Source organism: Streptococcus sp. UBA4344 (genome assembly GCF_002393675.1).
Classification (GTDB): Bacteria; Bacillota; Bacilli; order Lactobacillales; family Streptococcaceae; genus Streptococcus; species Streptococcus vicugnae.
Genome location: NZ_DGTE01000031.1, coordinates 1 through 26011, shown reverse-complemented (window position 1 = coordinate 26011; position 26011 = coordinate 1). Strand labels below are relative to the sequence as shown.

Sequence of the window (26011 nt, the reverse complement as noted above, 5' to 3'; positions counted from 1 at the left end):
TGTGGCAAAAGTGTGGCAAATTTCCCCTAAATTTAGTTTATCGTATTTTCAATTTTTTCCTCTTACAGAATCGTAAGAAAGTAAAAACACTTGTCAGATTTTCTCTGACAAGTGTTTTTTAATTCTGACATAATGGAATCATTATGCTAAAGGTTGTTTTCTCTTCAGTAGAAGTTACTCGAATCGTGCCGTGGTGGCGATCGATGATTTCCTTTGTAATGGCAAGACCAATTCCAAAATGACCACCCTCACCTTTATAAAAACGTTCGAAGATATGCGCTTGATCCTTATCAGAAATTGACTCCCCATCGTTTGACAAACTAATTTCAAGAGCTTGATCACTTAATCGTTTACTTGAAACCCAAATCGTTGTTTTAGCATAACGAACTGCATTTGATAGGATGTTGGTTACGGCACGCTCAATTAATTTTTCATCTGCTTCAATGTCCAAGCAATCTGAGGCAAATTGGTGTTTAAAAACTAATCCACGTGCATCTGCCTTAGCTTTCAAATGCCAGCTAACATCATAGAGCAAATCAACCATATTGAACTTTTCCAATTTCAAAGGCTGCTGAGCAGATTCCATTTTTGACAAGGTTAAAATATCATCTACCAGCTCTGCCATTTTTCGACTTTCATCCAAAATGACACTGGCAGCTTCCCGATCATCAGCAGCCACTCCTTCCTTGATAGCTTCTGCATAGCCTTGAATAGACATGAGCGGTGTACGCAATTCGTGAGAAGAATTTTGGAAAAAGAGTTGCTGACTACGTTGGTTCGCATCAATCATGTCATTCATTTTATCAACCGTCTGCCCAACTTCGTTAAATTCACGATAGGCAAAATTTTCTGGCTGCAAATTGCTTTCACGATTACCAACTCTTAAAATATAAGACTTCAATGCACCAAAATGTTTATCTAACTTACGTGATGTCAAGAAAATGGTTATGATAGCAATCAAACCAACAATCACCATAAGAGAAAGCAAAAGGTAGTTGATATAGGTTTCAAAATCAGCAATCGGAGTAACATTAGCAAAAACAAAAACATAGTAATTCTGTGCTTGGCTATCATCACTATCTTGTTTAATATAGCTTTCGGAAAAAGTACCTGGATATTCTTGCATCTTAACCATGTAAGTTGAATCATAGACTTTTACTTTTCTAAAATGCTGTGTACTATTATCGAATTCATCATTAAACCAGTCAATATCTTTATTATCTGAAAAATAATCAATCACCTTCTCAGAAATTTGCTTTTCAGATAAATCATAGGTCGATGCTGAAATATATTTGATGTCAAATTTATCATCCACAATGGCATAAGTTGTCTCAAAAATATTACCATCAGAAATCTTTGGCAAATCCTCTCCAACATAAAGAGCATCAAGGATATCATATTGATTTTGAACAGCGGAGAACGCCTCTTCAGCCAAAAACAGCTTTAGTAAACCATTAAATACTAATAAAATAATTGCAAAAGAAGTAATTAAAATTGTTAGTGGCTGTAAAAACAAGGTTGTCCGAAAACGTGACTGCCACTTTTTCCTCTTCAAAAGCTGACCTGACTGTTTAATCTTTTTTGATGAGTTTGAACCCATAGCCCCAAACCGTTTCAATAAGGACATGACTCTCAACCCCTCTCAATTTTTTACGCAAGCGTTTAATGGTGTCATCTGTTACACGTGTTTCGACATCACTCTCATAGCCCCATACTTGGCGCAAAAGGTCATCACGTGAAATGGCTTCCTCACTATGCGACATCAACACTTTCAAGAGCTCAAATTCTGTATTGGTTAGCTTGATGTTTTTTCCTTGATAACTAGCAGAGCGGTCTTTGTCCGAAAGAATCAAACCTTCATAGGTTAATTGTTCTGCTTCTTCATTAACCCCATCTTTTGTTGCTGGTTGGCGAGCTAAAATTGCTTTAACGCGCAGGCTCAATTTTAAAGGTGAGAATGGTTTAGTAAAGTAATCATCTACCCCAGCTGAAAATCCTTTAACAAAATCATCATCACTATCTCGAGCTGTTAGCAGGATAATTGGTACCTCTGAACGCTTACGAAGCATGGCTGCTATATCAATACCATTTGTCCCTGGCATCATGACATCAAGAATAACCACGTCAGCTTCTTCCTTCATAAAACGTAAGAACAATTGGTCACCTGTTTCAAAAGCTTCAACTTCTAAGCCCTGGTCACGTAAAAATGAGGCAATCAAATCACGAATATTTTTCTCATCATCTGCCACAAAAACCTTAGCCATTTCACACCTCTACTAGCTTAATTTCTTACCTTCATCATACCATAATTCCTATAAAAAACGGCAAGCCTAGCTAGACTTGCCACAAAAATCTTACAATTTATAGCCTTGTTTTTCCTTGCTTTCCCTAAAAAAGTAAAGTAGAATTAGCCTAATATAGTAAGAATTATTAGATATTTTAGTGCTAAAATTTTAGGAGATATCAAAGATGGACGAAACAATGATAGAAAAAACATTTTAGGTTTATCAAGCAAAGAGGCTGATGAACGTCTTGAAAATGGTCAAAACAATAAAATGGTTGATGAAAACGCAGCAACACCAAGCTCTATCATTCGTCAAAATATTTTCACCTACTTCAATTTAATCTTTGCTATTATCACTTTGTTATTGATTATTGCTGGGTCTTATAAAAGTTTAACTTTTTTACCTGTTATTATCATTAACATTATCATCGGAATCGCTCAACAACTGCGCTCTAAAAAAGTATTAGACCAGCTGAATGTCATTTCAAAATCATCCTACCAAGTTATCAGAGATGGAAAATACCAATCTGTCCCTATTGATGAATTGGTGCTTGATGACATTATTTTACTGGATGAAGGGCGACAAATTCCAGCTGATGCAAGTGTCATCGATATGAATTGCTTCTAACAGGTGAAGAAGATGAAATTGAAAAGGTAATCGGCAGTGATTTAAAATCAGGTAGTTCTATTATCTCAGGAAAATGCCTCGCAAAACTAACCGCAGTCGGAAACGATTCATATGCCGACAAACTAACGCAAAAAGCTAAAGAAGTTAAACACAAAAAAACAGATATGATTCGTGCTATCGAAGGCATCATCAAATTTACTGGGATTATCATTATTCCCATTGGTATCACCTTATTTAGCCAATCACTGTTTTTAAATCACAAAACATTTAGTGACAGTATCGTGTCAACAGTCGGCGCTTTGATTGGAATGATTCCTGAAGGGCTATATCTCTTAGTAACCGTCGCTCTTGCCATCAGTGCAACCAAATTAGCTAGAAAAAAAGTCTTGTTGCATGACATGAAAAGTATTGAATCTTTGGCTCGTGTTAATATTTTGTGTGTTGATAAAACAGGAACAATCACGGCAAATAAAATGACCGTAACGGATCTTATTTTGCCTCAACAAGCTAGCCAAAAGGATTTAATAGCAAATCAGGCAATCTTCTCCAAATACATCAATACAATTTCAGATTCTAATATTACAATGTTAGCGCTGCGAGAATACTTCAAGTCAAAGGAAAAATTCCAAAACACAGAAACAACCCCATTCTCATCCAAAGTAAAATACTCTCAAATCAAAACAGAAAATTCAACTTATCGTTTAGGTGCCCCTGATATCTTGCTTGACCAAGCAGCGCTTGAAGCCAACCAAAATCAACTGACTCAGTAGGCCTCAGATGGTAATCGTATCTTAGCTTTAGTCAAAGTTAGCAAAAACGATGTTATCCCACTCCTATTTGTCGCTATCAAAAACGATATCCGAGCTAACGCTAAAGAAATCTTCTCTTTCTTTAACGACAACGACGTTGCTATTAAAGTTATCTCTGGTGATAATCCGCTAACTGTTTCAAGAATTGCTAACCAAGCAGGAATTTTAGATTCAGAAAACTACATCGATGCTAGTACATTAAAAACTCAAGAAGACATTGAAAAAGCCGCCCTCACCTACACCATTTTTGGACGCATCACTCCTGAACAAAAAAAGGACTTAGTTCTTGCCTTTAAAAAGAATAACTTTAAAGTAGCAATGACAGGTGACGGTGTTAATGACATTCTGGCCATGAAAGAAGCTGATTGCTCTATTGCAATGGGAAGTGGTAGCGAAGCAGCTCGTCAAGCAGCCCAAGTGGTCTTGCTTGATTCAGATTTTTCAAAAATGAAAGATACTGTCTCTCAAGGTCGCCAAATTATTAACAACATCACTCGTTCAGCAACCTTATTCTTATACAAGAACATCTTTTCAATGTTACTTGCTATCTTTTCAATCATCACCATTTTCACTTACCCGCTTGCTCCTACTCAAGTATCACTCATTTCAATGTTTAATATTGGAATTCCAGCTTTCCTATTGTCGTTGGAAACAAATACTGCTAAAAAGAATCAAAACTTTTTAAAAGAAACTATTTTGACTTCTTTGCCTGCTTCGCTGACTTCATTTTCAGCGATTGCTTGTCTGGTTGTCTTTGGTCAATTGTTCGATATTCCTCAAGGAGATATTGGGATTGCGAGCACTTATCTTCTGGCTGTTGTTGGATTCTTGATTTTAAAAAATATTTCAAAACCACTTAACAAGTATAAATTTTCTATTTTTACCGCTTGCTTTTTAGGCTTCATCATTTGCTACCTCAATCCATCGCTACGCTCATTATTCATGCTAAATGAATTCAGCAACGAAAGCATGGTGCTTTGCCTTATTTTTGCTCTTGCAGAGGTGACTGTGATGAGAAGTTTAACCTTCTTATTTGAAAAAATCCCAAGCATTCTTTCTAAGTGGCGATCAACTATTAAAAAGATGCTCGCTGATTAAAGCGGCATCTTACGAATGTTTGCGTAACTCTTTTCGAAATCTTTGAATCAAACCCTTCACCATTTTATAGCTGCTACGTCCTTGATTAGCGTAGTGGCCTTTTTTATTAAAATAGCTGCGCTCCCAGTCTACGTGACGACGACGTTTAATCCAGAGTGGAGCACGAAAAGCATTTCCTTGATTAGCTAAAATGTGTTTACGAAAAAGAGGATCATGACGTTTTATAGCTGCTACGTCAAGCTCATAATGCCTTTTATCATTGTGATTAGCATAATTAAAACTAGCACCATTAATAATACCATTGTGGGTCTGACCTTGAGGGTCAATTTCATTAGCAAATCGTCCCTTGCTATCAAGGATAAATTCCGTGTGAAAAGCCATCAAGATTTTAAAATTAACTGGCAATTCAAACCCTAAGATCGCTCGTTTAGGGGCTTTATTATGAAGACGAGCTGATTCCGTCAAATCAAAATCAAATTGTCTTCGCCAAAAACGACGCTCTCTTTTACCTTTTAAATAGGCCAACAAAGACAACCAATCCGTTTTCTCAGGGAAATGTACTCGAACCCACTGAGCTTGATAGGCAGAAATAACATAGCGAAATTGATGAACCTGGTGAGCTAATAAGGTATCCTCTGCCATATCTTCTCTTGGAAAGGCTAATTGTACCACCTCTGCTAATTCACTCCAAAAAGAATGATCAGGAGCTAGGTCATCTGAAAAATGATTTATCAACTGACGCGTCTGAGCAACTTCTCCTGATAATTCTAAAGGCATATCAGCTATTGTCATCAGTTCTCTTAATACTTGTTTTGCTTGATTACTAGTAGTTACAGCTTTGCTCTGATTCCAAAATAGGAAAAAGTCTTTATCTCCGATTTTCATAGGTCAATTATAGCACATTACAGTGCTAACACCTCTTTTAAGGTGGCTTATGATAAAATTACTATAGATAGAGGGGAATTTATGAAGACGTTAACAGAACAAGCTTTTGCTCAAGCTTTAAAAGAGATTATGACTGAAAAATCTTTTGATAAGGTCACTGTCACTGAACTCGTCCAACGCTTAAAGGTCAACCGTCAAACCTTTTACTATCACTTTAATGACTTATATGACCTTTTGGAACAAATCTACATTTCTGATGGTGAACAAATGATTGGAGACAATCGAACTGATGATTCATGGGAAAAAGGGATGCTAGCTATTTTTCATTATATTCAAGACAATAAAGCTTTTGTCTGCAATACCTACTACTCAGTTAATCGTAATTATTTAGAGCATTTTTTGTATGATCGTGCTTATGAATTAATCAAACCAGTCTTAGAAGAAAAAGGACTTGACTTAACCCAAGAAGAGGTCGAGTTTCGAGTACACTTTTATAAATATGGCTTAGTTGGTTTTATTTTAGATTGGATTGATTCAGGCTTACAAGAAAATCCCAAGCAACTAGCACATCGAATTTACCACTTGCTTGAAAAACTTTAACTAGACAATTTGGCAAATATGTCAAAATTTTAGACAGGGTGTTCACCCTGTCTATTTCATTTTCATCATAAAAGCGCTTTAATGAAAATAATCATAGAAAAGGAGTTGACACGTATGTATTATTCTAATGGAAATTACGAAGCTTTTGCTCGTCCTAAAAAACCTGAAAATGTCGATCAAAAATCAGCTTATATTGTCGGTAGTGGTTTAGCAGCTCTTTCAACAGCTGTTTTTCTTGTTCGCGATGCGCAAATGCCGGCTAATCACATTCATATTTTAGAAGAATTGAAACTACCTGGTGGTAGTATGGACGGGATTAAAAATGACCGCTTAGGTTATATTATCCGTGGTGGTCGTGAAATGGAACCTCATTTTGAAGTCCTTTGGGATTTATTTCGTTCGATTCCTTCACTTGAAAATCCTGAAAACTCCATCTTAGATGAATTTTATTGGTTAAATAAAGAAGACCCTTGTTATGCTAAAACACGTGTTATCCACGACAGAGGGAAAGCTATTCCAGATGATGGTCAACTAACGCTATCAGAAAAAGCCATCAAGGAAATTATCTCATTAATCTTAACGCCAGAAAGTAAACTGGCAAATGTACAAATCGACCAAGTCTTTACAGATGAATTTTTTAAATCTAATTTTTGGCTTTATTGGTGTACTATGTTTGCCTTTGAACCATGGTCAAGTGCCATGGAAATGCGCCGTTACCTCATGCGCTTCATTCAACACGTTGGTTGCCTAAAAAATCTTTCTTCTCTTCGTTTCACAAAATACAATCAATACGAATCATTAATTTTACCGATTGTTCATTACTTGACAGAACATGGTGTTGACTTTAGCTATAACACCACAGTAACTAACATTCTAGTCAATCGTAAAGGACAAGATAAAGTTGCTACAAAAATCGAATTAACCAAAGATGCTCAAGCAAAAGAACTCTTCTTAACACCAGATGACCTTGTCTTTGTCACTAATGGTTCAATCACTGAAAGTACTACATACGGTGACAACGAACACCCTGCTCCTGTTGAACACGATCTAGGAGCTAGCTGGGAACTTTGGAAAAAATTGGCTGCGCAAGATGATAGTTTTGGTCATCCTGAGGTCTTCTGCCAAAATATCCCAGATGCTAACTGGACCATTTCAGCTACTATCACTTTTAAAGATAAACGCATTGCTCCATACATCGAAGCTGTCAACCACAAGGACCCTTATAGTGGTTCCATTGTAACCAGTGGTCCAACAAGCATTAAAGATTCTAATTGGCTCTTAGGCTATTCTATCAGCCGTCAACCACACTTTAAAACTCAAAAAGACAATGAACTAGTTGTTTGGCTTTACCCTCTTTACACAGACCGCAAGGGTAATTTTGTTGACAAACGTCCTGACCAATGTAGTGGTAAAGAACTCTGCCAAGAATGGCTCTACCATATAGGTGTCCCTGAAGCTGATATCAAAGATATAGCTGAATCTGCTTCGACTATTCCATGTCATATGCCTTACATCACCACTTATTTCATGCCACGTGGTTTAAATGACCGTCCACTAGTTGTTCCAGAACACAGTAAAAACCTTGCCTTTATTGGTAATTACGCTGAAACTCCAAGAGATACCGTCTTTACAACCGAATATTCTGTAAGAACTGCTATGGAAGCCGTTTATACCTTACTTGACGTTGACCGTGGGGTACCTGAAGTCTTTGCTTCAGCCTTTGATGTTCGCATGTTACTCAATGCCCTCTACTATCTAAATGACCAAAAATCATTAGCAGAAATTGATATTCCTTGGACTGAAAAAGCTGTTCTCAAAGAAAGCCTCAAGAAAATTCACGGAACATACATCGAAGAACTCCTCAAAGAATATCATTTATTGTAAAGTTTTATAGCAAAGTTTTTATCACTAAAATAGCCCCTCGATTGAGGAGCTATTTTTTTAGATTTTCACATTTACTTTTCCTAGCTTAATAAATATTGAAAGTGACTTTTCCAGGAATTTTATTAGCTTTACAATTAGAAATAATGTTATTTCTAGTATTGTTAACAGCATTGCAGATAGATGATTGACTAGATGATGATGGTGTACTTACTGAACGACCAGCAGGTAATTTATCACCACTCTTACCAGAAAATCCTTGAACAGCTGTCCAACCTTTGATTGACAATGGTTGAATGTAATAGTTATAACCATTATCAAATGCCACACAGTGATCAAAATAACCTGTGACAGAACTATTATTGTTATCAAATCCTTTTTTAGCCTCATCAAAAGCAAGACAATATGATAACTTACGTGTGACACTTGATTTTGAATTTACCGAACCAAGCTTGAAGCCATTCGGATTACCATCAAAAGAATTTCCTGTCCATGCTGAAAGACTAATCGTACCAGCATCTGTTTTTATGAAATTACCCGAAGGTAAAGCAAATTTACCATTAGCAAAATTGGAAGTAAATGAGGCATCTTGAGCTTTAATTAATTGCACTAAATGAAGATTTTCATCCAGAGCATTTTTATGATCAAAATCATATTTCCCAGTAAAGACATCGGGATTACCATTGTTCCAAACGGCACAATTTGTGTAAGTAATATCAGGTGTAACATCCCCTGCTTTATCAAAAGAATCCCATCCATCATCAGAATTATCCCAAGCATAACAGTAAGTAAAAGTATTACCACTACCTGCACCTAATTTTGGAGCAAAACCATCAGCATTACCACCACGAGTATAAACATCACAATTACGATAGCTATAAACTGCCTCAATTGTGTTTTGATAAGCACCTGCAGTCACTTGCAAGCCTGCATCATTATTGTATCTAACAATACAGTTAGAAATCCTGTTATTGCCTGCAGTTTTACCTTTAATTTGAATGCCGTTGTCAGGTGCGTGTTCGATAATCACATTTTGAACTGTGTAATTAGAACCCGAAATACGAACACCTACAGCAGCATCTGACGATGCTTTTCCTACATATTTAGCCATAAAGTCTGAAAAATCAAGCTCCGGATAAGACCCATCCGCATTTTGCACACCAATTATTTGGACATTAGCATTTGTTTTTGAAAGGGCAATTTGACCATCACAAGCAATTTTTGTCCCTTTCACATAAATCTTACCTCCACCAGCTTTTTCTGCCTTTGAAATAGCAGAGCGAAGGTCATTATAAGTTGATACTGTCACTGCGTTAGAAGCTGCTAATGAAGAGGAGATTAAGCTTTCATCAGAGCTTTCTGTATTTGACAGATCAACTTCAGTAGTATCACTTGAACTACTGATTTTCTCAGTTTCTTGACTCTCAGTAACTTCATCATTGCTTGCAGATTCAACCTGGATACTAAATAAATCAAGGCTATTACCTTTAGCATATAAATAGAGCTCACAAGCTTCACCAGAGTAAACATAGCTTTCCTCGCTTACTGCTGTGCCCGCAGTCATAGTGGTTAGTTCTTGACCTTGAGCATTAGCTAAAACAAGATGACTCACTTCAGTCTCTGAGTCACTTTTCAAAATGACTGTGATAACATCCTTATCAGATACTGAGAATTTAAGTGAACCATTTTCCTGATTACCCTCAGCATTTAATTGCAAAGCTGATGAATAATCTGTCCCTGAAAGATTTGCCGTTTCTGATTTAACAGCCATAGAAGACTCGTTAGCTGCTAAGATAGTCAAACCAGCAATTGTTTTTTCAGAAGTCATTTGGCCCAAATCTTTAAATTTTTGGTCACTAAAATTCCACGATAAGACAGAATCGGCTTTAACAATTACAGGTCCTAAATTGGACAATATAGCTGATAAAGCCAGCAATAAACTAAACACCAGAATTAACGGGTGTTGTTTTAAGTTTCGCATTCTTTAACTCCCCCTTTTTGCGAACGCTTTCTATATTTTATCACCTTATCCTTGACTTCCCCTTTTTTTGCAAATATGGAAACGCTTTTATTTTTAGATACAAAAGAAGCCCCTAAACGGGACTTCTTTACCGAATTTATTAGAAGCAAAAGAATTATTCAGCATCTGGACGTGATTTACGAGCGATATCAGCTAGGATATTTTCAACAAACTCATCAATTGATTCAGTGTGAGTTTGTTTGCTACCGTAGCGACGAACGTTAACAGTCTTATCAGCCATTTCTTTATCACCAACGATCAATTGGTAAGGAATTTTCTTAGTTTGGCTTTGACGAATCTTAAGTTGCATTTTTTCGTTACGTTCATCAACGTCAACACGAACACCTTTATCACGAAGAACTTTAGCTACTTCCCAAGCGTAGTCAACGTGAGCTTCGTTAGAAACTGGAATTACAGTTACTTGGTGAGGAGCAAGCCATGTTGGGAATGCACCTTTGTAGTTTTCAATCAAGATAGCTGTAAAGCGTTCCATTGTTGAGATAACACCACGGTGAATCATAACTGGACGGTGTTCTTCACCATCAGCACCAATGTATGTCAAACCAAAACGTTCTGGAAGAAGGAAGTCAAGTTGGATTGTTGACAATGTTTCTTCATTACCAAGAGCTGTTTTCACTTGGATATCAAGTTTAGGACCGTAGAAGGCTGCTTCACCTTCTGCTTCAAAGTATTCAACACCCATTTCATCCAAGGCAGCTTTCAACATTGATTGTGCATTTTCCCACATTTCATCGTCATCATAGTATTTGTGAGTATCTTTAGGGTCACGCAATGATAGACGGAAACGGTAGTCAGTCAAATTGAAGTCTTCGTAAACATCGATAATCAATTGAAGAGCTTTTTGGAATTCTTCTTGGATTTGTTCAGGAGTTACGAACAAGTGACCATCGTTAAGTGACATTTCACGAACACGTTGAAGCCCTGACAAAGCACCAGATTTTTCGTAACGGTGCATCATACCGATTTCAGCGATACGGATTGGCAATTCACGGTATGAGTGTACGTGGTGTTTGTAAACTTGAATGTGGTGTGGACAGTTCATTGGACGAAGAACGAATTCTTCACCATCACCCATGTCCATTGTTGGGAACATGTCTTCACGGTAGTGATCCCAGTGACCTGAAGTTTTGTAAAGATCAACTGAAGCCAATGGTGGAGTGTAAACGTGAAGGTATCCTGATTCAACTTCTTTATCAACGATGTAACGTTCCAAAGTACGACGGATTGTAGCACCATCTGGCAACCAGAATGGAAGACCTTGACCAACTTCTTGAGAAATCATGAACAAATCAAGTTCTTTACCAAGTTTACGGTGGTCACGTTCTTTAGCTTCTTGACGTTGTTTAAGGTAAGCTTTAAGGTCTTTTTTATCGAACCAAGCAGTACCGTAAACACGTTGCATCATAGCGTTATCGCTATTTCCGCGCCAGTAAGCACCAGCTACGTTCAATAGGTGGAAGACTTGGATACGACCAGTTGAAGGTACGTGTGGGCCACGGCAAAGGTCAGTAAATTCACCTTGAGTATAAACAGTAAGTCCGCCTTCATCTTCACCATGTTCTTCGATCAATTCAAGTTTGTAAGGATCATTTTTGAACAATTCACGCGCTTCATCGATAGAAATTTCTTTACGAACGCATGGAAGGTTTTCCTTAACGATTTTTTTCATTTCTTCTTCGATACGAGGAATGTCTTCATCAGTGATTTGACCTGATGTGTTATCAGTATCGTAGTAGAAACCATTCTCGATAGCAGGACCTACACCAAGGCAAAGATCTGGGAAAAGACGTTTTGCGGCTTGAGCAAATAGGTGAGCTGCTGAGTGACGTAAGATATCTAGAGCATCTTCGTGATCAGGTGTTACGACTTCAATGCTACCATCTTCAGTGATTGCACGAGTGGTATCAATCAATTCTCCGTTAAATTTACCAGCCAAAGCTTTTTTAGCTAGTGAATTACTAATACTTTGAGCAATTTCAAAAGTTGTTACTCCAGATTCAAATTCGCGCACAGCGCCATCTGGAAAAGTAATTTTAACCATACTATTCTCCTTTAAAAGATTAACATTGTTGAACATTCCTTTTTGGGAACCAGGTAAAAGGAATGTGATGAGTTTACAAGAATTTTTTCCCGAGATAAAAGAAAAACGACATCCCAAAAGGACGTCGTAACGTGGTTCCACCTTCATTTATCTACGACAAAAAAGAGTCGTAAACCTCAAATCAGCTATATCGTAGCTACCGTTTTATGTTTGCATAAAAAGCAAAGGAAGTAGTATTGAATCAGCCAATCTTGCGCCCTTCTCACCAACCGGCACTCGCTCTAAAGATTGAACCCTGTTCAACTTGTCTTCGATAGTTATTATAACACGAATTTTTTATTTTTCAAGAATTTAATCAAGGAAATCTCGAATCGAATTAATCAAGCGTTTTGGAGCCTTAAAAACTTTCGCAGATGTCTTAACCGTTGCTTTAGCTGCTTCTGCTGGTAATTTAATGGCAGAATGCGCTAATTTAACAGAAGTTTTCTCTTTTTGGCCACGAACTGTCAATGAAAATTTTTCTTTTTTCTTGTTCTTAGCAGAAATCAAAACATCCAAATAAAACGCATAAACTGATTTACCAAAATGTTCAGCAGAGATGGCATACATTTTAGCTTGATAAGCTTTATCATCCAAAGCTGGTGTATTTTTAATGGCATCTAAGATAGCATTTGCCAAATCTTCTTCCTGGTAAAAGAGAGTTCCAAACATCTTTTGATCAATGATATCATCCAAGTAAGGATTTCCGTGCGCAATAACTGGCGTTCCACTAGCAAGACTTTCCGTATAAGTCAAACCTTGTGTTTCACTGGTTGAAGCTGAGATGAAGAAATCAGCTGCTTTGTAATAAATAGCTGTTTCATCATGTGGCACCATACCAGTAAAAATCACATTGTCTTCAATATCAAGTTCTTGAACCATTTCTTTCAAGTCTGACAAAAATGGTCCGTCACCAACAATCACTAGTTTTACACGGTCATTTTGAGCTAAAACATCTGGAAATTGTTGAACAATTGCTTGAATATTTTTTTCGTAAGAAATACGTGACAAGCTAAGCAGCATTGTCTCATCTTCTGCAATGCCAAGTTGCTTACGAAGATTATTGGCATCTTCCTTGGTGATATCCTTACGTTCATATTCTTCAACACGAATTCCTGTTGGGATCACGCGTTTTGGAATTTTAATATCATATCCATCAAGAAGATTTAGAACAATACGAGACGGGCAAATAACACCATCCAAATCATTCATATAGCCACGCATGACGTATTTGACCATACCTGGTTTAATGATTTTTCCTTTAGCAATATACCCTACATAGTCTTCATATTGTGTGTGATAAGTGTGGACTACTGGGATACGAAGAGCTGCAGCAATCATTTTTCCAAGCATTCCAACACTAAATTCCGTTTGGGTATGAATAATATCTAGTTTATATTGTTTGGCAATTTTATAAGACGAAATCAATCCACGATAAACAATGCGGCGATCTGTAAATGAAATAAAAGGCACACTAGGAAGTCGGATAATCGTTGGATCTTCATAGCGTTTCACCGCTTTATCTGTGGTTGTAAAAATATAGACCTCGTGTCCTTCTTTTTCCAACTCTTCCTTGAGGGTACAAATACTCGTTGCTACCCCAGAAACTTGAGGAAAATATGTGTCCGTAAAAAGACCAATTCTCATTTTACAACTCCATTACTTTGTGATAAACATCAATTAATTCATGAGCAACTTTATCAATGCTACGACTTTGAGCAATATGATAACCTGCCTCTTGTTTTTCGCTATTTCCTGATAAAACCTTGCGAAGGGCTTTAACAAAACCAGGAACATCTTGTGCTAACTCCGCACAGCTACTGTCAACCCAGCCGTGATAAACAGGAATATCTCGCAAAACCACATGTTGGTGACTAGCAAGTGCTTCAAGAACGACAATTCCTTCTGTTTCCTCACGACTCGGGAAGAAGAATGCATCTGCCCCACTCATAGCACCTTCAAAAACATCCCCTTTAATGTAACCAGCAAAAATCACATTATCGGGATGCTTACGTGTCACAATACTTCGTACTTTATGAGGAATAACCCATTTATTAGTCTCACCGAACCAAATAAAACGCACATCAGGCATTTGCTCTGCAACTTTAACAAAATCATCAATACCCTTACGCATGAAGTAAAGCCCCGCACAAATTACAACTTTTTCATCTGGTTTAATTCCAAAATGACGTCTAAAGGCTTCTTCTTTTTCCGGTTTTGGAACATATCGTGACAAATCAATTCCATTTGAAACGGCATAAATTGGTTTTTCAACCCCATAGCCACTAATCAATGATTTCGAGTATTCAGTCGGTGTAATAATAGCATCCGCATTATTATAAAAATGACAAAGATACCATCTAAAAATTGGTGATACTAGATTAGAGCCGATAAAAGAGTCGCGAAAATCTTCTTCAGTTGAATGACCATGCATCAACACTTTTTTACCAGCTTTTTTAGATTTTTTCAATAATTTCCAGCTTTTAATACCGTAAGTATTGATGTGAACCAAATCATAATCGTCATTTGGATTAGTTGTATAGTCTTGCCCCACCATTGAAAGAGCACGCTCTTGGTGCTTGATGGCGCGGCCAATTCCTGATTTTCTTAAATAATTTTCGGCTTCCAAATACAGTAAAACTTTCATAATTTCTATTATAGCTTATTTTGTAATTTTTTTCACTAAGACTAAAAAAAATCAGCCCCAAGGCTGATTTTCTGATACTATCCTGTTTTGGATTATTGACGTGTTGTTCCACGCAATTTAAGACCATGATTAAGAATGATTTCTTTTTCTTCAAGCTCTTCTTTGTTCATGATTTTTGTCAACATACGCATGCTGACAGCTCCAAGGTCATAAACTGGTTGACTGATTGAGCTAAGATTTGGTCGTGTGTATGATGTAATTGGTGAATCATTACTTGTAATGATTTCAAAGTCTTCAGGAACTTTTTTTCCTGCTGCAAACAAACCGTTCAAAAGACCTGCAGCCAATTCATCTTCAGCTACATAAGCAGCTGTAGCACCAGAATTCATGACACGTTGAGCCAATTCGTAACCATCTTTGTAGTTGTAGTTGGCTTCAAAAACAAGTCCTTCTTTGAATGAAAGATTGTTCTTTCCAAGTCCTTCTTTGTAACCTGCAAGACGAACTTTTCCGTTAATGTCATCAATAAGTGGTCCTGAAACAAAGGCAATATCTTTGTTATTTTTAGCCAAAATATCAACAACATCAGCCACGGCAGCTTTGTAATCAATATTAACACTTGGAAGTTGGTGTTCTAAATCAACTGTTCCTGCTAGAACCACTGGTGTGCGTGAGCGAGAGAACTCTGCACGAATTTTTTCAGTTAAATGGTGTCCCATGAAGATAATACCATCCACTTGTTTTGCAAATAAAGTGTTAACAACATTAACTTCTTTATCGTCATCTTCATCACTTGACGCAAGAACGATATTGTATTTGTACATTGCTGCAATATCGTCGATACCTTTCGCTAAGATTGAAAAATAGCTATTAGCGATATTTGGAATAACAACACCAACTGTCGTAGTTTTTTTACTTGCCAAACCACGAGCAACTGCATTTGGACGATAGTCTAAACGGTCAATAACTTCAAGGACTTTTTTACGAGTGTTTTCCTTTACATTTTTATTGCCATTTACAACACGACTAACTGTTGCCATTGAGACGCCTGCTTCTCGTGCAACATCATAAATTGTAATCGTATCATCAGTGTTCATTATTGGACTTCCTTTCTATTTGAAAATTTCGCTTTCACAAATATTTTAGCACCTTTTGGAAACACTTTCAAGTGCAAACTTAGAATTTTTGAAAACTTTTCATATTTTGAAAACGTTTAATTCATATTTTTTTCCTAACTTTAAATAAAAATGATAAAATCGATAGCTTTCCTATCAATTTGTGCTATTTTTCTGTCATAAGTCCAACAAAAAAAGGGGGTTTTCAGAGACTTTTAGCCTATTTCTATGAAAATTAAGTATCTTTAATTTTTTTGTATCAAGCTCTTGATTTTTTCGTCTTTTTTTGAAAAAATGGGGATAATTAGAAAGAAGGTTTCTCATGTCAAAATTAGATCAAATCCGTTCATACCTTACTCAAGAAAAAGCAAATATTGCTGTTTTCTCTGATCCAGTTACTGTTAACTATCTAACAGGCTTCTACTGCGAACCACACGAACGTCAAATGTTCCTTTTTGTATATAGCGATCGTGAACCATTCCTTTTTGTCCCAGCACTTGAAGTTGCACGCGCTAGCCAAATCGTAAACTTCCCTGTTTTTGGTTACGTTGACTCTGAAAACCCTTGGGAAAAAATTAAAAATGGTCTTCCATCAACTGAAAGTGCCAAAGTCTTTGCCGAATTCGACAACCTTAACGTCACAAAATTCCAAGGCTTGCAAACTGTTTTTTCTGGACGCTTTGTAGACTTAACACCATTTGTTCAAAAAATGCGCCTCATCAAATCGCAAGACGAAATCGATAAAATGATGGTTGCTGGTCAGTTCGCTGATAAAGCTGTTAAAGTTGGTTTCGATAACATCTCACTTAACAACACTGAAACTGACATTATTGCCATGATTGAATTTGAAATGAAAAAACAAGGTGTTGAAAAAATGAGTTTCGACACTATGGTCTTGACTGGTAATAATGCCGCTAACCCACACGGTATCCCAGGCACAAACAAAATCGAAAACAATGCTTTGCTTTTGTTTGACCTTGGAACAGATATGCATGGTTACGCTAGTGATATGACTCGTACTGTTGCCGTTGGTAAACCTGACCAATTCAAAAAAGACATTTACAACTTATGTTTAGAAGCTCACATGGCAGCTCTAGAGTTCATCAAACCTGGTGTTCTTGCTAGTGAAGTGGATGCTGCTGCTCGTAAAGTCATTGAAAAAGCAGGTTACGGTGAATACTTCAACCACCGTCTTGGACACGGTATTGGTATGACATGTCACGAATTCCCTTCAATCATGGAAGGTAATGATATGGAAATCCAAGAAGGTATGTGTTTCTCAGTTGAACCTGGTATCTACATTCCTGGCAAAGTTGGTGTTCGTATCGAAGATTGTGGTCACGTCACAAAATCTGGCTTTGAAGTCTTCACACACACACCAAAAGAATTGCTTTACTTCGAAGGATAAAACAATTAATCACACAAAAATTCCCAGTCTTTCTGGGAATTTTTTTATTGCAGGAAAAAGCAATTGCTGTTAAAATGAGCCTAAGAAATCCCAAAAGAGGTTCTTATGTTTTATAAAACAATGACATATTGTCCTGAATGTGGACATCCTTTAGAAAAGAAATTCCTAGAACATGAGGGGGATATTCCTTACTGTTCCCAATGTGATAGTTTTCGTTTTCCAGTCTTTAACACTGCAATTAGTGCCATTTTATTCAACGAAACTCACGATAAAATTCTCCTGATTAAGCAGTATCAAATGACAGAACACATCTTATTGGCTGGTTATGTATCACAAGGGGAAAACGCTGAAACAACTCTAGCTCGAGAAATAGACGAGGAGTTGGGATTGCAAGTCAAATCGTTAACATTTAATGCTAGTCAATACTACGAACGTAGCAATTCTCTTATGATTAATTTTGCTGTGACAGTAACTGGGGAAGTCACACCCAACCATGAAATTGACGATTGGGATTGGTTTAGCATTTCAGAAGCCAAAAAAGCCATTAAAAATGGTTCACTAGCAGAAAGTTTTTTACTAGAATTCTTAGATAAAGAGCAAAAGAGACTGGGATAAAAATACCCAGCTTCTTTGTTTATATGTTAATATGTTATTTTTTACAAGACGCAGTAGCTGAGTGGGTTCTAATACGCTGATAAACCAGCTTTTACAATCCTGCTCAACCTTGTGAGGGTGAGACGACGAAATCGAATTTCTTTGAAATTACCGATTTCTGTCTCACTCACTTTTTCTCATACTTGTCTTGCATTTCTTGCCAAAATTGCCGAACAGCTTCTGATTGATTTTCCTTTAATTTCATCAAGACCATCATCGAATCTTTCTTAATATCAAGTGGCCGCCAAATAATGTTTTTTCTTTCAAAAGGTCGAACCATCTTTTCCATCATTAAAGAGATTCCCAAATCATTTTCAATCAAATCAATAATCATATTAATACGATTTCCCTTATAGGTAATCTGTGGTTCAAAATGATTCAAATGACATAACTCTAAAAAAGGTTGTAGCAGCTGTGTCTGTTCACTAAGTTGTAGGAATGTCTCTGATTTTAGCTCTTCTATGCTTATACTTTCCTTATCAGCCAGTTGATGATTGCTTGGCAAAACCACTACCCAACAATCTTGATCAATGGTTATTTTTTCAACATTCTCTGGAAGTGTTTCATTGAACTGTCTTGCAAAAATGATATCGCACTTGTGCTTTAATAAATTATCGAGCAAGACATCCGCCTCTTCTTCTTCGACGTTTACCTCAAAGGTTGGATGGTGCTTTTTAAAATTAGCCATTTCTGAAATAATGGCATAAAAAGGCATGCTTGGAATACCATGCAGCAATAATCTACGGTCTTCTTTTTCTTGTAATTGCCCCACTTCAGCAATTATTTGCTGGTAATTTTCCAAAATCTTTTTGGCATATTTTTCAACCACTTCTCCTTCTTTAGTGATTCTGATATGGCGACGATTTCGGTCAAAAAGCAGTACTCCAAGTTCCTTTTCAAGTGCCTTAATTTGCTTTGAAACATTTCCTTGGCTAATATAAAGATGCTCTGCTGTTTCAGTGTAACTCAGGGTTTCACATAAGGTTAAAAATACTTGTAATTTTTGAAGATTCATTGCTTTGCTCCTATTTATTCCATTTTAGAATATCTTATCGCCAAAAGCAAATTGATTTTTAGCTAAATCATGTTACACTAGTTAATGAACTTAGGTTTTCATTTAAGTCACTTTATAGAAGTGAGCTTTTTTTGTCTTATTTTTAATCATAAAAGGAGGAATTTTATGCCAACTGGTGTTATTATCAATTCTTTTGCCATCATTTTTGGCGGCATTCTAGGTGGAATTTTTGGTCATATCTTATCAGAGGATTTTAAAAATCAATTAAACCTTATTTTTGGGGTTTGTTCAATGGGAATGGGAATCTCATCTATTGGTCTTATGAAATACATGCCTGCTGTCATCTTTGCCATCGTTGTTGGGACAGCTATCGGACTTGCTATTAATCTAGGAGAATGGATTAATAAAGGTGGCTCATTGATGCAAAAAGCCGTCTCAAAAATCTTACCTCAAAAGCACAGTAAACTCTCAAATGATGAATTTCTAGCAACCCTACTAACCGTTATCGTACTTTTTTGTGCTAGTGGTACGGGGATTTATGGGAGCCTTGATTCAGGAATGACTGGCGATTCAACCATCTTAATCTCAAAATCTATTCTTGATTTCTTTACTGCTGCTATCTTTGCTTGTAATCTTGGCTTTGTAGTTTCTTTGATTGCCATTCCACAATTTATTATTTTTACCGCACTTTTCTTGCTAGCAGGTATCATTGTCCCTTTAACTACACCTGATATGATTGCTGATTTTAAAGCCTGCGGTGGTTTCTTAATGGTGGCAACTGGTTTTCGTATGATTAAAGTCAAAATGTTCCCAACCGGAGATATGATTCCAGCTATGGTCATTGTCATGCCTTTATCTTGGTTTTGGGTCAAAGTTATCATGCCATTATTATAAAATCTAATATTTTTAGAAAAATTAGAAAAAGTCAGTTGATATTTTAGACAACTGACTTTTGTTTATCTTGTAAAAACGCTTTTTATATCAAAGATTCTTTTATTAGTTCACTAAGAAAATAATTTGCAATCTTTTTTTAAGTTTGTTATCATACTTGCTATAAATAAAACTTTGAGGAGAACTCTATGCCCAAAACTGCTCAAGAATCTTTAGACTCTTGTCTCTTTTTCGCTATTAAAAAACTAGATCGAGCTCTTGATAAAATCACGGAAGAGGGTTTCCAAAAACTTGGCTTAAGTCCATCTTATTCTACCCTTCTTCTGATTTTAGACCATGATAATGGTAAGCTTCAAAAAGATTTGGCTAAAATGCTTTGTATTACAGCACCTACCTTAACAAGAATTGTTGAAAAACTTGGTAATAAAGGCTTTATTCAAGTTATCAGTGAAGGTCGAACAAAGCGTGTTTATATCACTGAAAAAGGTAGAAAATTAATTCCTGATATTCATCAAGCTCATATTGACACTCAAAAAGAATTTAATCGTTTAGTCAAAAACGGCTTTTCTGACACTCTCGTTTCTGAACTAAACCAAATCACTGAGCAATTGAAATAATAAAAGTTTTAGAGATACTAATCTTGGGTATGTGATTGAGTCATTTGGCTCAATTTATCCTTATAGGTTTATATGGTCGTGGTCACTCACCATGGCCTTTTTTAAAGGCTTGGAATATACTATCAAGTGGATTTGTCATCTTAATCCAAGTGTGCTAAGATATTCTTTGTAGATTTATTACTAAGGAGATTATTGTGCCCGATAACATTCAAGAAACGTTGGAGGGGTGCCTATTTTTTTCTATCAAGAGACTTGATCGAGCTCTTGATAAATACACAGAAGAAGCTTTTAGAAAAATTGGAATGTCACATTCCTATGCTTTAGTCCTTTTTATTCTGAATCAAGAAAATGGTAAATGTTATAAAGAACTTGCTAACATTCTTTGTATTGCCCCGCCTTCTCTAACAAAAATCATTGATAAACTAGCTAGTAGAGAGTTTGTCACTATTGCTCGTGATGGACGCACAAAACGTGTTTACATCACCGATAGAGGAAGAGAACTTGCCCCTATCATCTGGGAAGTTTTTCATGACACACGACAAGAATTCATGAAAATGACTCAAACTTATAATCTTGCTACCATTATTGATCAAATCAATTGTTTAACAAAAAGAATTAAGTAAAGAAATCCTCTCTTTCTTTACTTAATTCTTTTTTTAAAAGCTAGCGAAATATAAATGAAAATGCTATGATAGAAAGAAAACTAGGAGGCTAGCATGAGTAAAGAAGCTATCAAAAAAAAAGTCCTCGATGCCTTTGATCATCGAGTTGCCGTCCGTGTCTATAATGACCAAGAAATCTCACGTGATGATATGGAATATATCCTTGACACTGCCTGGTTAAGCCCTTCTTCAATCGGTCTTGAAGCTTGGCGCTTTGTTGTTCTTGATCGTAAACAAATTGCTAAGCTCCGTGATGAGCTAAAGGCCGTTGCCTGGGGAGCACAAAGTCAACTTGATACAGCTAGTCATTTCGTTCTTCTTCTTGCTGAACAGAATGCTCGTTACGACTCTGAATCTGTTAAAGATAGTCTGGTTCGCCGTGGTCTTGGTGATGGTGATGCTCTTAATAGTCGCTTAGCCACTTATGAATCATTCCAGAAAAACGATATGGTTTTAGCTGATAACCCACGCGCTCTCTTTGATTGGACAGCTAAGCAAACTTATATTGCCCTTGGTAATATGATGACATCAGCAAGTATGATTGGTATTGACTCTTGTCCAATCGAAGGTTTTAACTATGAAAAAGTTAATGCCATTCTTACTAAAGCTGGTGTTATTAATCCAGAAAAAGAAGGTATTGCTAGCATGGTATCATTTGGTTATCGTCTTAAAGATCCAAAGCACCCTCGCTCACGTAAACCTAGAAAAGAAGTCATTACTTGGCTTGACTAAAATAACAAAAACCTTGAACAATAGTTCAAGGTTTTTTATTACAATAAAGCCATTTTCACTGCGCTAATTAAACCACTACTTGTTCCTGGGAAGGCAAAAATCATTTGGCTTAAATCACTTGCTGTTACTTTTTGATTAATCATTAGTGTCAAAAGATTAATCATCTCGCCAGCTTCATTTCCTAAAAAGCTAGCTCCAACCAATTCTTTCTTTTGGTTAATAATCAAAGTCACATGCGCATCATCTTCTAATTTTGTCTGGAATTTTAATTGTTGTCCAAATGGGACTTCGACAACACGATAATCGTCATTACCACGAGCCTCATCAATAGTCACCCCGACTTGTGCAATACGTGGGAAGGTATAAACTAGATTTGGAATTGCTGGATAAGTAATCGCCTCAGTATTCATGCCTAAAATAAAAGCTGCAATATAATCAGATTCAAAGCTTGCTGTCGGAGTTAAACGTGGAATGGTTTTATCAACGACATCGCCACTTGCAAAAATATTTGGTACTGCAGTTTGTAAATGCTGATTAACAACAATTCCTGAACGATTGTATTCAATCCCTAACTCTTCGAGTCCAAGATTTTCAACATTTGGGATTCGACCAGTAGCATCAAGGACATAATCTGTTTCAAGGATTAACTCTTGAGCTGTTGTCACACGTAATCCATCATCAATGCTCTCAACTTTTTGAACCGCTTGATTGAAATGGAAGTGGACACCTTCTGCTGCCATTTTAGTGACGACAGTATCAACGTAATTTTCTGGATAAGCAGCCAAGGCTCTATCGGCATATTCAATCACATGTACTTCTGAACCCAGTTTTGCTGCCATAGTCGCAAATTCCATGGAAATAATTCCTGCACCGATGAATGTGATACGTTTTGGCATAACATCCAAATCAAGAAATTCTCGACTATCATGTAAGAATTCTTGTCCTTGAATAGCTAGACGAGCTGAACGTTGCCCAGTTCCTAAGACGATATAATCGGCAGTGACTTGTGTATCATCCACATCAACCGTATGAGCATCAAGCAATTTTCCATACCCTTTAAGTAAATCAATATTTAATTGCTTAAACATTCCTTCCATAAGAGGTGCATAAGTTGGAATCTCAGCTTTTTTAAATGCCATAAGTTCTTGCCAATTAACCTCTGTATTTCCTGTAATGCCAGCTTTTTCATAGCGTGATAAGGCATCTACGAATTCAAATGGACTATCTAATAAGAACTTAGCATTACAGCCATAATTCGTACATGTTCCAGCTGTAACATCCTTTTCAACAATAGCAACTTTTTTTCCAACTTTAGCCAAAGTCACTGCGGCATGCCAGTTTGCATGCCCTGAACCAATAAAGACAATATCATAATCAAAAGTCATTTTTGTCTCCTTAAAGTTGTTGTAACAACCAATTTTGATAACCAATAAAATTAATTAAATCTAATTGCTGTTGCGTCCACTGTAAATCAGCCTCTTCATCTTTGTAATAATCTTTAAGTAAATCATACGTCACCAAATCTTCAGATACCGCTTTTACCATTGGCAGTAAATCCTGCAAACCATTTTTTGAGATCTCTAGATCCTGCCTAAGCCATTCGAGAGCTGTTGTGGGAACTTCGAAAGCTTCTTGACTCTGGTAAGAGAGAATGCCACCTAAATCTAAAATACGGTTAAAAAGTTGCTGGGCAAAGTCACGTTCTTCTTCAGCATGACTTTGATATTTTTCAGCTAATTTTTTAAACCCTTGTGCTTCAAATTGCAAAGCAAGCATCTGATGTTTATTTGACTGGCTTAAAACACCATTTCCAATTTTTTGTAAAATATCAATAGTATTCATTATTCATTATCCTCTTTTTCAAAAAATAATCGTGCGCGATTGATTAAAGTTTACTACTCAAAAAGCAAGTTGTCAACTTTTACATTTATTTTTTTCTATGTTATGATAAGAGCAAGTAAATACAAAGAAAGAGAAGTTATGACAGAACAACATCCTACCTTAACTAATCAATTATGTTTTGCGATTTATAATGCTAATAGGGTTTTCAATCAATTTTATAAACAAAAACTAGCTAAATTTGATTTAACCTATACACAATATATTGTTTTACTTGCATTGTGGGAAACTGATAATCTTCCTTTGCGTGAGTTGGGAAAACAATTAGACCTTGCTAGTAATACACTGACACCGCTTCTTAAACGTTTAGAAGAAAAAGGTTATCTAACACGGATTCGTCCCGAAGAAGATCAACGTCAGCTGATTATTGCCCTTACAGAAGCTGGCAAAGCCCTTCAAGCTGATGTTGAACAAGAATTACACACCTGTGTAGGAGAATTTACACCTGCTTTACAAGGAAAAATTGAAGAAATGATTGAAGACAATCACATCTTGATTGAAGAATTAAAAAAATTATTATAATAAAAAAGAGTTTGGATTTATCCAAACTCTTTTATCTTGCATTAAAATTTTTCATTTGGCGTTTGATATCGCGGTCTTGTTCACGACGTTTGATGGTCTCACGTTTATCATAATCGTGTTTTCCTTTAGCCACACCAAGTAAGACCTTAGCAAAGCCATTTTTCAAATAAACTTTAAGAGGAATAAGAGTCATCCCTGTTCCTTTTAAGTCATTTGATAGTTTTTCAATTTCACGTTTTTTAAGTAACAATTTACGTGTACGCTCTGGTTCTTGGTTCCAGATATTTCCTTGTTCAAAAGGAGAAATGTGGACATTAATCAACCAAGCTTCGCCATTTTTAATTTGAGCGTAACCGTCTTTTAGCTGAATACGTGCAGCACGAACACTCTTGATTTCAGTTCCCGTCAAGACGATTCCAGCTTCAATGGTATCAACAATATTATAGTCATGACGTGCTTTTTTATTTTGAGCAACGACATTTCCTTCACCTTTTGGCATATTAAGCTACCTCTCTTATGTCAAATTTTGGGTTAGCAGTTTCAACCTTTTACTTTTTAGCTTTACGTGATTTTTTCTTAGCGACTTCTTTGTAAAAAGGTTTCTTACCTGATTTTTTAGAAGATGATTTTGAAGATTTATAATTACGTTGTTTGTTTGATTTGTGGTCTTTTTTACGATCTTTGTGATTATCAGATTTCGGACGGCGTTTATCTTTTCCTGAACGATCTTTGCGTGATTTTTTCACTTTTTCAATCACATCATAATCACTTGGAATATATTCAAAATCAATGTCACCAGTCTCTTTGTCAGCACGTGTCAATTTAATCTTAATTTGTTGACCAACTCGGAAGACTTTACCTGATTTTTCACCTTGAAGTGTCAATGTACGCTCATTGTAGTTGTAGAATTCTGGAAGAGTTGTGATGTGAACCAAACCTTCAATGGTATTTGGTAATTCGATAAACATACCGAATTTCACAACACTAGCTACAACACCATCAAATTCTTGGCCAACATATTCTTCCATGTATTCAGCTTTCTTCATAGCTTCAACCACACGTTCCGCATCAATAGCGCGACGTTCAAGGGTTGATGATGACGTTGCCAATTCAGGAATAATATTTCTAAAATGTTCGATTTTATCATCTGTGACTTGTGTGTACTCACGAATCATACGGTGAACAAGCAAATCAGGGTAACGACGAATTGGACTTGTAAAGTGTGTATAGTATTCAGCAGCCAAACCATAGTGACCATGATTATGTTCAGAATAACGCGCTTGTTGCATTGAACGTAGCAACATCATATTCAATACTTCGGCACCTGGTTTACCTTCCACTTTAGCCATGAAATCTTGCAAAGCTTGCTGGCTAATTTTATTAGCTGTACCATGAATTTGTACTCCAAAAATACTTGCATAATCAAGGAATTTCTGTAATTTTTCAGCCTTTGGATCTTCGTGGATACGGTAAATAAATGGTAATTTGCGTTTTGCAAAGTGCTCTGCCACTGTTTCGTTAGCTGCTAACATGAATGATTCAA

Annotated in this window: 25 protein-coding genes; 12 read left to right on the top strand and 13 right to left on the bottom strand. The window is 36.5% G+C overall.

Annotated elements, in window-relative coordinates; genetic code table 11:
* Positions 1-118: 118 nt before the first annotated feature.
* Entirely contained in the window at positions 119-1600 is a 1482-nt protein-coding gene (locus B4D49_RS05555) for a sensor histidine kinase (RefSeq protein WP_286783507.1), read from the bottom strand.
* Entirely contained in the window at positions 1572-2264 is a 693-nt protein-coding gene (locus B4D49_RS05550; RefSeq protein ID WP_132869004.1) for a response regulator transcription factor, read from the bottom strand. The genes B4D49_RS05555 and B4D49_RS05550 overlap by 29 nt, the downstream gene beginning before the upstream one ends.
* A gap of 291 nt (positions 2265-2555) precedes the next feature.
* Between B4D49_RS05550 and B4D49_RS05545 the strand changes: the two genes are divergently transcribed.
* The 3 genes from B4D49_RS05545 to B4D49_RS05535 are packed head-to-tail and all read left to right on the top strand — an operon-like array spanning position 2556 to position 4819.
* Positions 2556-2912 (top strand): hypothetical protein, encoded by a 357-nt coding sequence (locus B4D49_RS05545; protein WP_286783479.1) that lies wholly within the window; start codon positions 2556-2558, stop codon positions 2910-2912.
* A complete protein-coding gene (locus B4D49_RS05540; protein ID WP_286783478.1) occupies positions 2903-3682 on the top strand; it encodes an HAD-IC family P-type ATPase in 780 nt (259 codons plus the stop codon). Before B4D49_RS05545 ends, B4D49_RS05540 begins: the two co-directional genes overlap by 10 nt.
* 18 nt (positions 3683-3700) lie before the next feature.
* Positions 3701-4819, top strand: coding sequence for an HAD-IC family P-type ATPase (locus tag B4D49_RS05535; RefSeq protein WP_349678999.1), 1119 nt, complete (start codon positions 3701-3703; stop codon positions 4817-4819).
* Positions 4820-4828: 9 nt separating this feature from the next.
* Here the strand turns inward: B4D49_RS05535 and B4D49_RS05530 are convergent, their stop codons facing one another.
* Positions 4829-5704 carry a DUF3114 domain-containing protein gene (locus tag B4D49_RS05530; protein ID WP_199542740.1) on the bottom strand — a complete coding sequence of 292 codons (876 nt, stop codon included), beginning with the start codon at positions 5702-5704 and terminating at the stop codon, positions 4829-4831.
* A gap of 81 nt (positions 5705-5785) precedes the next feature.
* Here B4D49_RS05530 and B4D49_RS05525 point away from each other — a divergent pair, with 81 nt between their 5' ends.
* Positions 5786-6304 (top strand): TetR/AcrR family transcriptional regulator, encoded by a 519-nt coding sequence (locus B4D49_RS05525; protein WP_074481411.1) that lies wholly within the window; start codon positions 5786-5788, stop codon positions 6302-6304.
* A 114-nt stretch (positions 6305-6418) separates the two neighbouring features.
* A complete protein-coding gene (locus B4D49_RS05520) occupies positions 6419-8188 on the top strand; it encodes an oleate hydratase (RefSeq protein WP_286783477.1) in 1770 nt (589 codons plus the stop codon).
* A gap of 85 nt (positions 8189-8273) precedes the next feature.
* Here B4D49_RS05520 and B4D49_RS05515 read toward each other — a convergent pair whose 3' ends face one another.
* The 5 genes from B4D49_RS05515 to ccpA form a co-directional block, all read right to left on the bottom strand.
* Positions 8274-10166, bottom strand: a complete 1893-nt coding sequence (locus B4D49_RS05515) for a right-handed parallel beta-helix repeat-containing protein (RefSeq protein ID WP_199542752.1) — start codon at positions 10164-10166, stop codon at positions 8274-8276.
* A 154-nt stretch (positions 10167-10320) separates the two neighbouring features.
* Complete coding sequence (thrS, locus tag B4D49_RS05510) at positions 10321-12267, bottom strand: threonine--tRNA ligase (protein ID WP_286783476.1); 1947 nt, start codon at positions 12265-12267, stop codon at positions 10321-10323.
* A gap of 351 nt (positions 12268-12618) precedes the next feature.
* Entirely contained in the window at positions 12619-13953 is a 1335-nt protein-coding gene (locus B4D49_RS05505; protein WP_132869359.1) for a glycosyltransferase family 4 protein, read from the bottom strand.
* A gap of 1 nt (position 13954) precedes the next feature.
* Positions 13955-14953, bottom strand: coding sequence for a glycosyltransferase (locus tag B4D49_RS05500; RefSeq protein ID WP_286783475.1), 999 nt, complete (start codon positions 14951-14953; stop codon positions 13955-13957).
* Between the two features lie 92 nt (positions 14954-15045).
* On the bottom strand, positions 15046-16050 hold the full coding sequence (gene ccpA, locus B4D49_RS05495; RefSeq protein ID WP_132869361.1) for a catabolite control protein A: 1005 nt from the start codon (positions 16048-16050) through the stop codon (positions 15046-15048).
* A 340-nt stretch (positions 16051-16390) separates the two neighbouring features.
* On the opposite strand from ccpA, the gene B4D49_RS05490 reads away from it, so the two are divergent.
* Together B4D49_RS05490 and B4D49_RS05485 are read left to right on the top strand one after the other, a co-directional pair.
* The gene (locus B4D49_RS05490; RefSeq protein WP_199542768.1) at positions 16391-17476 is read left to right on the top strand and encodes a M24 family metallopeptidase; all 1086 of its coding nucleotides are present in this window, start codon (positions 16391-16393) and stop codon (positions 17474-17476) included.
* A gap of 105 nt (positions 17477-17581) precedes the next feature.
* Positions 17582-18091: an NAD(+) diphosphatase gene (locus B4D49_RS05485; protein ID WP_132869685.1), complete on the top strand. Its 510-nt coding sequence runs from the start codon at positions 17582-17584 to the stop codon at positions 18089-18091.
* Positions 18092-18257: 166 nt separating this feature from the next.
* Here the strand turns inward: B4D49_RS05485 and B4D49_RS05480 are convergent, their stop codons facing one another.
* Positions 18258-19145, bottom strand: a complete 888-nt coding sequence (locus B4D49_RS05480; RefSeq protein ID WP_286783474.1) for a LysR family transcriptional regulator — start codon at positions 19143-19145, stop codon at positions 18258-18260.
* A gap of 165 nt (positions 19146-19310) precedes the next feature.
* Between B4D49_RS05480 and B4D49_RS05475 the strand changes: the two genes are divergently transcribed.
* The 4 genes from B4D49_RS05475 (at position 19311) to B4D49_RS05460 (ending at position 22047) form a co-directional block, all read left to right on the top strand.
* The gene (locus B4D49_RS05475; protein ID WP_286783473.1) at positions 19311-20039 is read left to right on the top strand and encodes a DUF554 domain-containing protein; all 729 of its coding nucleotides are present in this window, start codon (positions 19311-19313) and stop codon (positions 20037-20039) included.
* Between the two features lie 185 nt (positions 20040-20224).
* On the top strand, positions 20225-20653 hold the full coding sequence (locus B4D49_RS05470; RefSeq protein WP_199542783.1) for a MarR family winged helix-turn-helix transcriptional regulator: 429 nt from the start codon (positions 20225-20227) through the stop codon (positions 20651-20653).
* Positions 20654-20847: 194 nt separating this feature from the next.
* Positions 20848-21276, top strand: coding sequence for a MarR family winged helix-turn-helix transcriptional regulator (locus B4D49_RS05465; RefSeq protein WP_286783472.1), 429 nt, complete (start codon positions 20848-20850; stop codon positions 21274-21276).
* Positions 21277-21369: 93 nt separating this feature from the next.
* Positions 21370-22047: an NAD(P)H-dependent oxidoreductase gene (locus B4D49_RS05460; RefSeq protein WP_286783471.1), complete on the top strand. Its 678-nt coding sequence runs from the start codon at positions 21370-21372 to the stop codon at positions 22045-22047.
* A 38-nt stretch (positions 22048-22085) separates the two neighbouring features.
* Here B4D49_RS05460 and B4D49_RS05455 read toward each other — a convergent pair whose 3' ends face one another.
* Positions 22086-23432 carry a dihydrolipoyl dehydrogenase family protein gene (locus tag B4D49_RS05455; RefSeq protein WP_199542800.1) on the bottom strand — a complete coding sequence of 449 codons (1347 nt, stop codon included), beginning with the start codon at positions 23430-23432 and terminating at the stop codon, positions 22086-22088.
* A 10-nt stretch (positions 23433-23442) separates the two neighbouring features.
* Positions 23443-23889 carry a ferritin-like domain-containing protein gene (locus B4D49_RS05450; RefSeq protein WP_286783470.1) on the bottom strand — a complete coding sequence of 149 codons (447 nt, stop codon included), beginning with the start codon at positions 23887-23889 and terminating at the stop codon, positions 23443-23445.
* Positions 23890-24027: 138 nt separating this feature from the next.
* On the opposite strand from B4D49_RS05450, the gene B4D49_RS05445 reads away from it, so the two are divergent.
* The gene (locus B4D49_RS05445) at positions 24028-24468 is read left to right on the top strand and encodes a MarR family winged helix-turn-helix transcriptional regulator (protein ID WP_286783469.1); all 441 of its coding nucleotides are present in this window, start codon (positions 24028-24030) and stop codon (positions 24466-24468) included.
* A 31-nt stretch (positions 24469-24499) separates the two neighbouring features.
* Here B4D49_RS05445 and smpB read toward each other — a convergent pair whose 3' ends face one another.
* Both smpB and B4D49_RS05435 read right to left on the bottom strand, forming a co-directional pair.
* A complete protein-coding gene (gene smpB, locus B4D49_RS05440; protein WP_006532795.1) occupies positions 24500-24967 on the bottom strand; it encodes an SsrA-binding protein SmpB in 468 nt (155 codons plus the stop codon).
* A gap of 49 nt (positions 24968-25016) precedes the next feature.
* The coding region (locus B4D49_RS05435; RefSeq protein ID WP_286783468.1) for an RNB domain-containing ribonuclease at positions 25017-26011 on the bottom strand (995 nt) is incomplete at its 5' end.

Coding starts and splice junctions, on each gene's coding strand:
- B4D49_RS05555 (WP_286783507.1), bottom strand. CDS start 1,600: ATGGGTTCAAACTCATCAAAAAAGATTAAACAGTCAGGTCAGCTTTTG.
- B4D49_RS05550 (WP_132869004.1), bottom strand. CDS start 2,264: ATGGCTAAGGTTTTTGTGGCAGATGATGAGAAAAATATTCGTGATTTG.
- B4D49_RS05545 (WP_286783479.1), top strand. CDS start 2,556: ATGGTTGATGAAAACGCAGCAACACCAAGCTCTATCATTCGTCAAAAT.
- B4D49_RS05530 (WP_199542740.1), bottom strand. CDS start 5,704: ATGAAAATCGGAGATAAAGACTTTTTCCTATTTTGGAATCAGAGCAAA.
- B4D49_RS05525 (WP_074481411.1), top strand. CDS start 5,786: ATGAAGACGTTAACAGAACAAGCTTTTGCTCAAGCTTTAAAAGAGATT.
- B4D49_RS05520 (WP_286783477.1), top strand. CDS start 6,419: ATGTATTATTCTAATGGAAATTACGAAGCTTTTGCTCGTCCTAAAAAA.
- B4D49_RS05515 (WP_199542752.1), bottom strand. CDS start 10,166: ATGCGAAACTTAAAACAACACCCGTTAATTCTGGTGTTTAGTTTATTG.
- thrS (WP_286783476.1), bottom strand. CDS start 12,267: ATGGTTAAAATTACTTTTCCAGATGGCGCTGTGCGCGAATTTGAATCT.
- B4D49_RS05505 (WP_132869359.1), bottom strand. CDS start 13,953: ATGAGAATTGGTCTTTTTACGGACACATATTTTCCTCAAGTTTCTGGG.
- B4D49_RS05500 (WP_286783475.1), bottom strand. CDS start 14,953: ATGAAAGTTTTACTGTATTTGGAAGCCGAAAATTATTTAAGAAAATCA.
- ccpA (WP_132869361.1), bottom strand. CDS start 16,050: ATGAACACTGATGATACGATTACAATTTATGATGTTGCACGAGAAGCA.
- B4D49_RS05490 (WP_199542768.1), top strand. CDS start 16,391: ATGTCAAAATTAGATCAAATCCGTTCATACCTTACTCAAGAAAAAGCA.
- B4D49_RS05485 (WP_132869685.1), top strand. CDS start 17,582: ATGTTTTATAAAACAATGACATATTGTCCTGAATGTGGACATCCTTTA.
- B4D49_RS05480 (WP_286783474.1), bottom strand. CDS start 19,145: ATGAATCTTCAAAAATTACAAGTATTTTTAACCTTATGTGAAACCCTG.
- B4D49_RS05475 (WP_286783473.1), top strand. CDS start 19,311: ATGCCAACTGGTGTTATTATCAATTCTTTTGCCATCATTTTTGGCGGC.
- B4D49_RS05470 (WP_199542783.1), top strand. CDS start 20,225: ATGCCCAAAACTGCTCAAGAATCTTTAGACTCTTGTCTCTTTTTCGCT.
- B4D49_RS05460 (WP_286783471.1), top strand. CDS start 21,370: ATGAGTAAAGAAGCTATCAAAAAAAAAGTCCTCGATGCCTTTGATCAT.
- B4D49_RS05455 (WP_199542800.1), bottom strand. CDS start 23,432: ATGACTTTTGATTATGATATTGTCTTTATTGGTTCAGGGCATGCAAAC.
- B4D49_RS05450 (WP_286783470.1), bottom strand. CDS start 23,889: ATGAATACTATTGATATTTTACAAAAAATTGGAAATGGTGTTTTAAGC.
- B4D49_RS05445 (WP_286783469.1), top strand. CDS start 24,028: ATGACAGAACAACATCCTACCTTAACTAATCAATTATGTTTTGCGATT.
- smpB (WP_006532795.1), bottom strand. CDS start 24,967: ATGCCAAAAGGTGAAGGAAATGTCGTTGCTCAAAATAAAAAAGCACGT.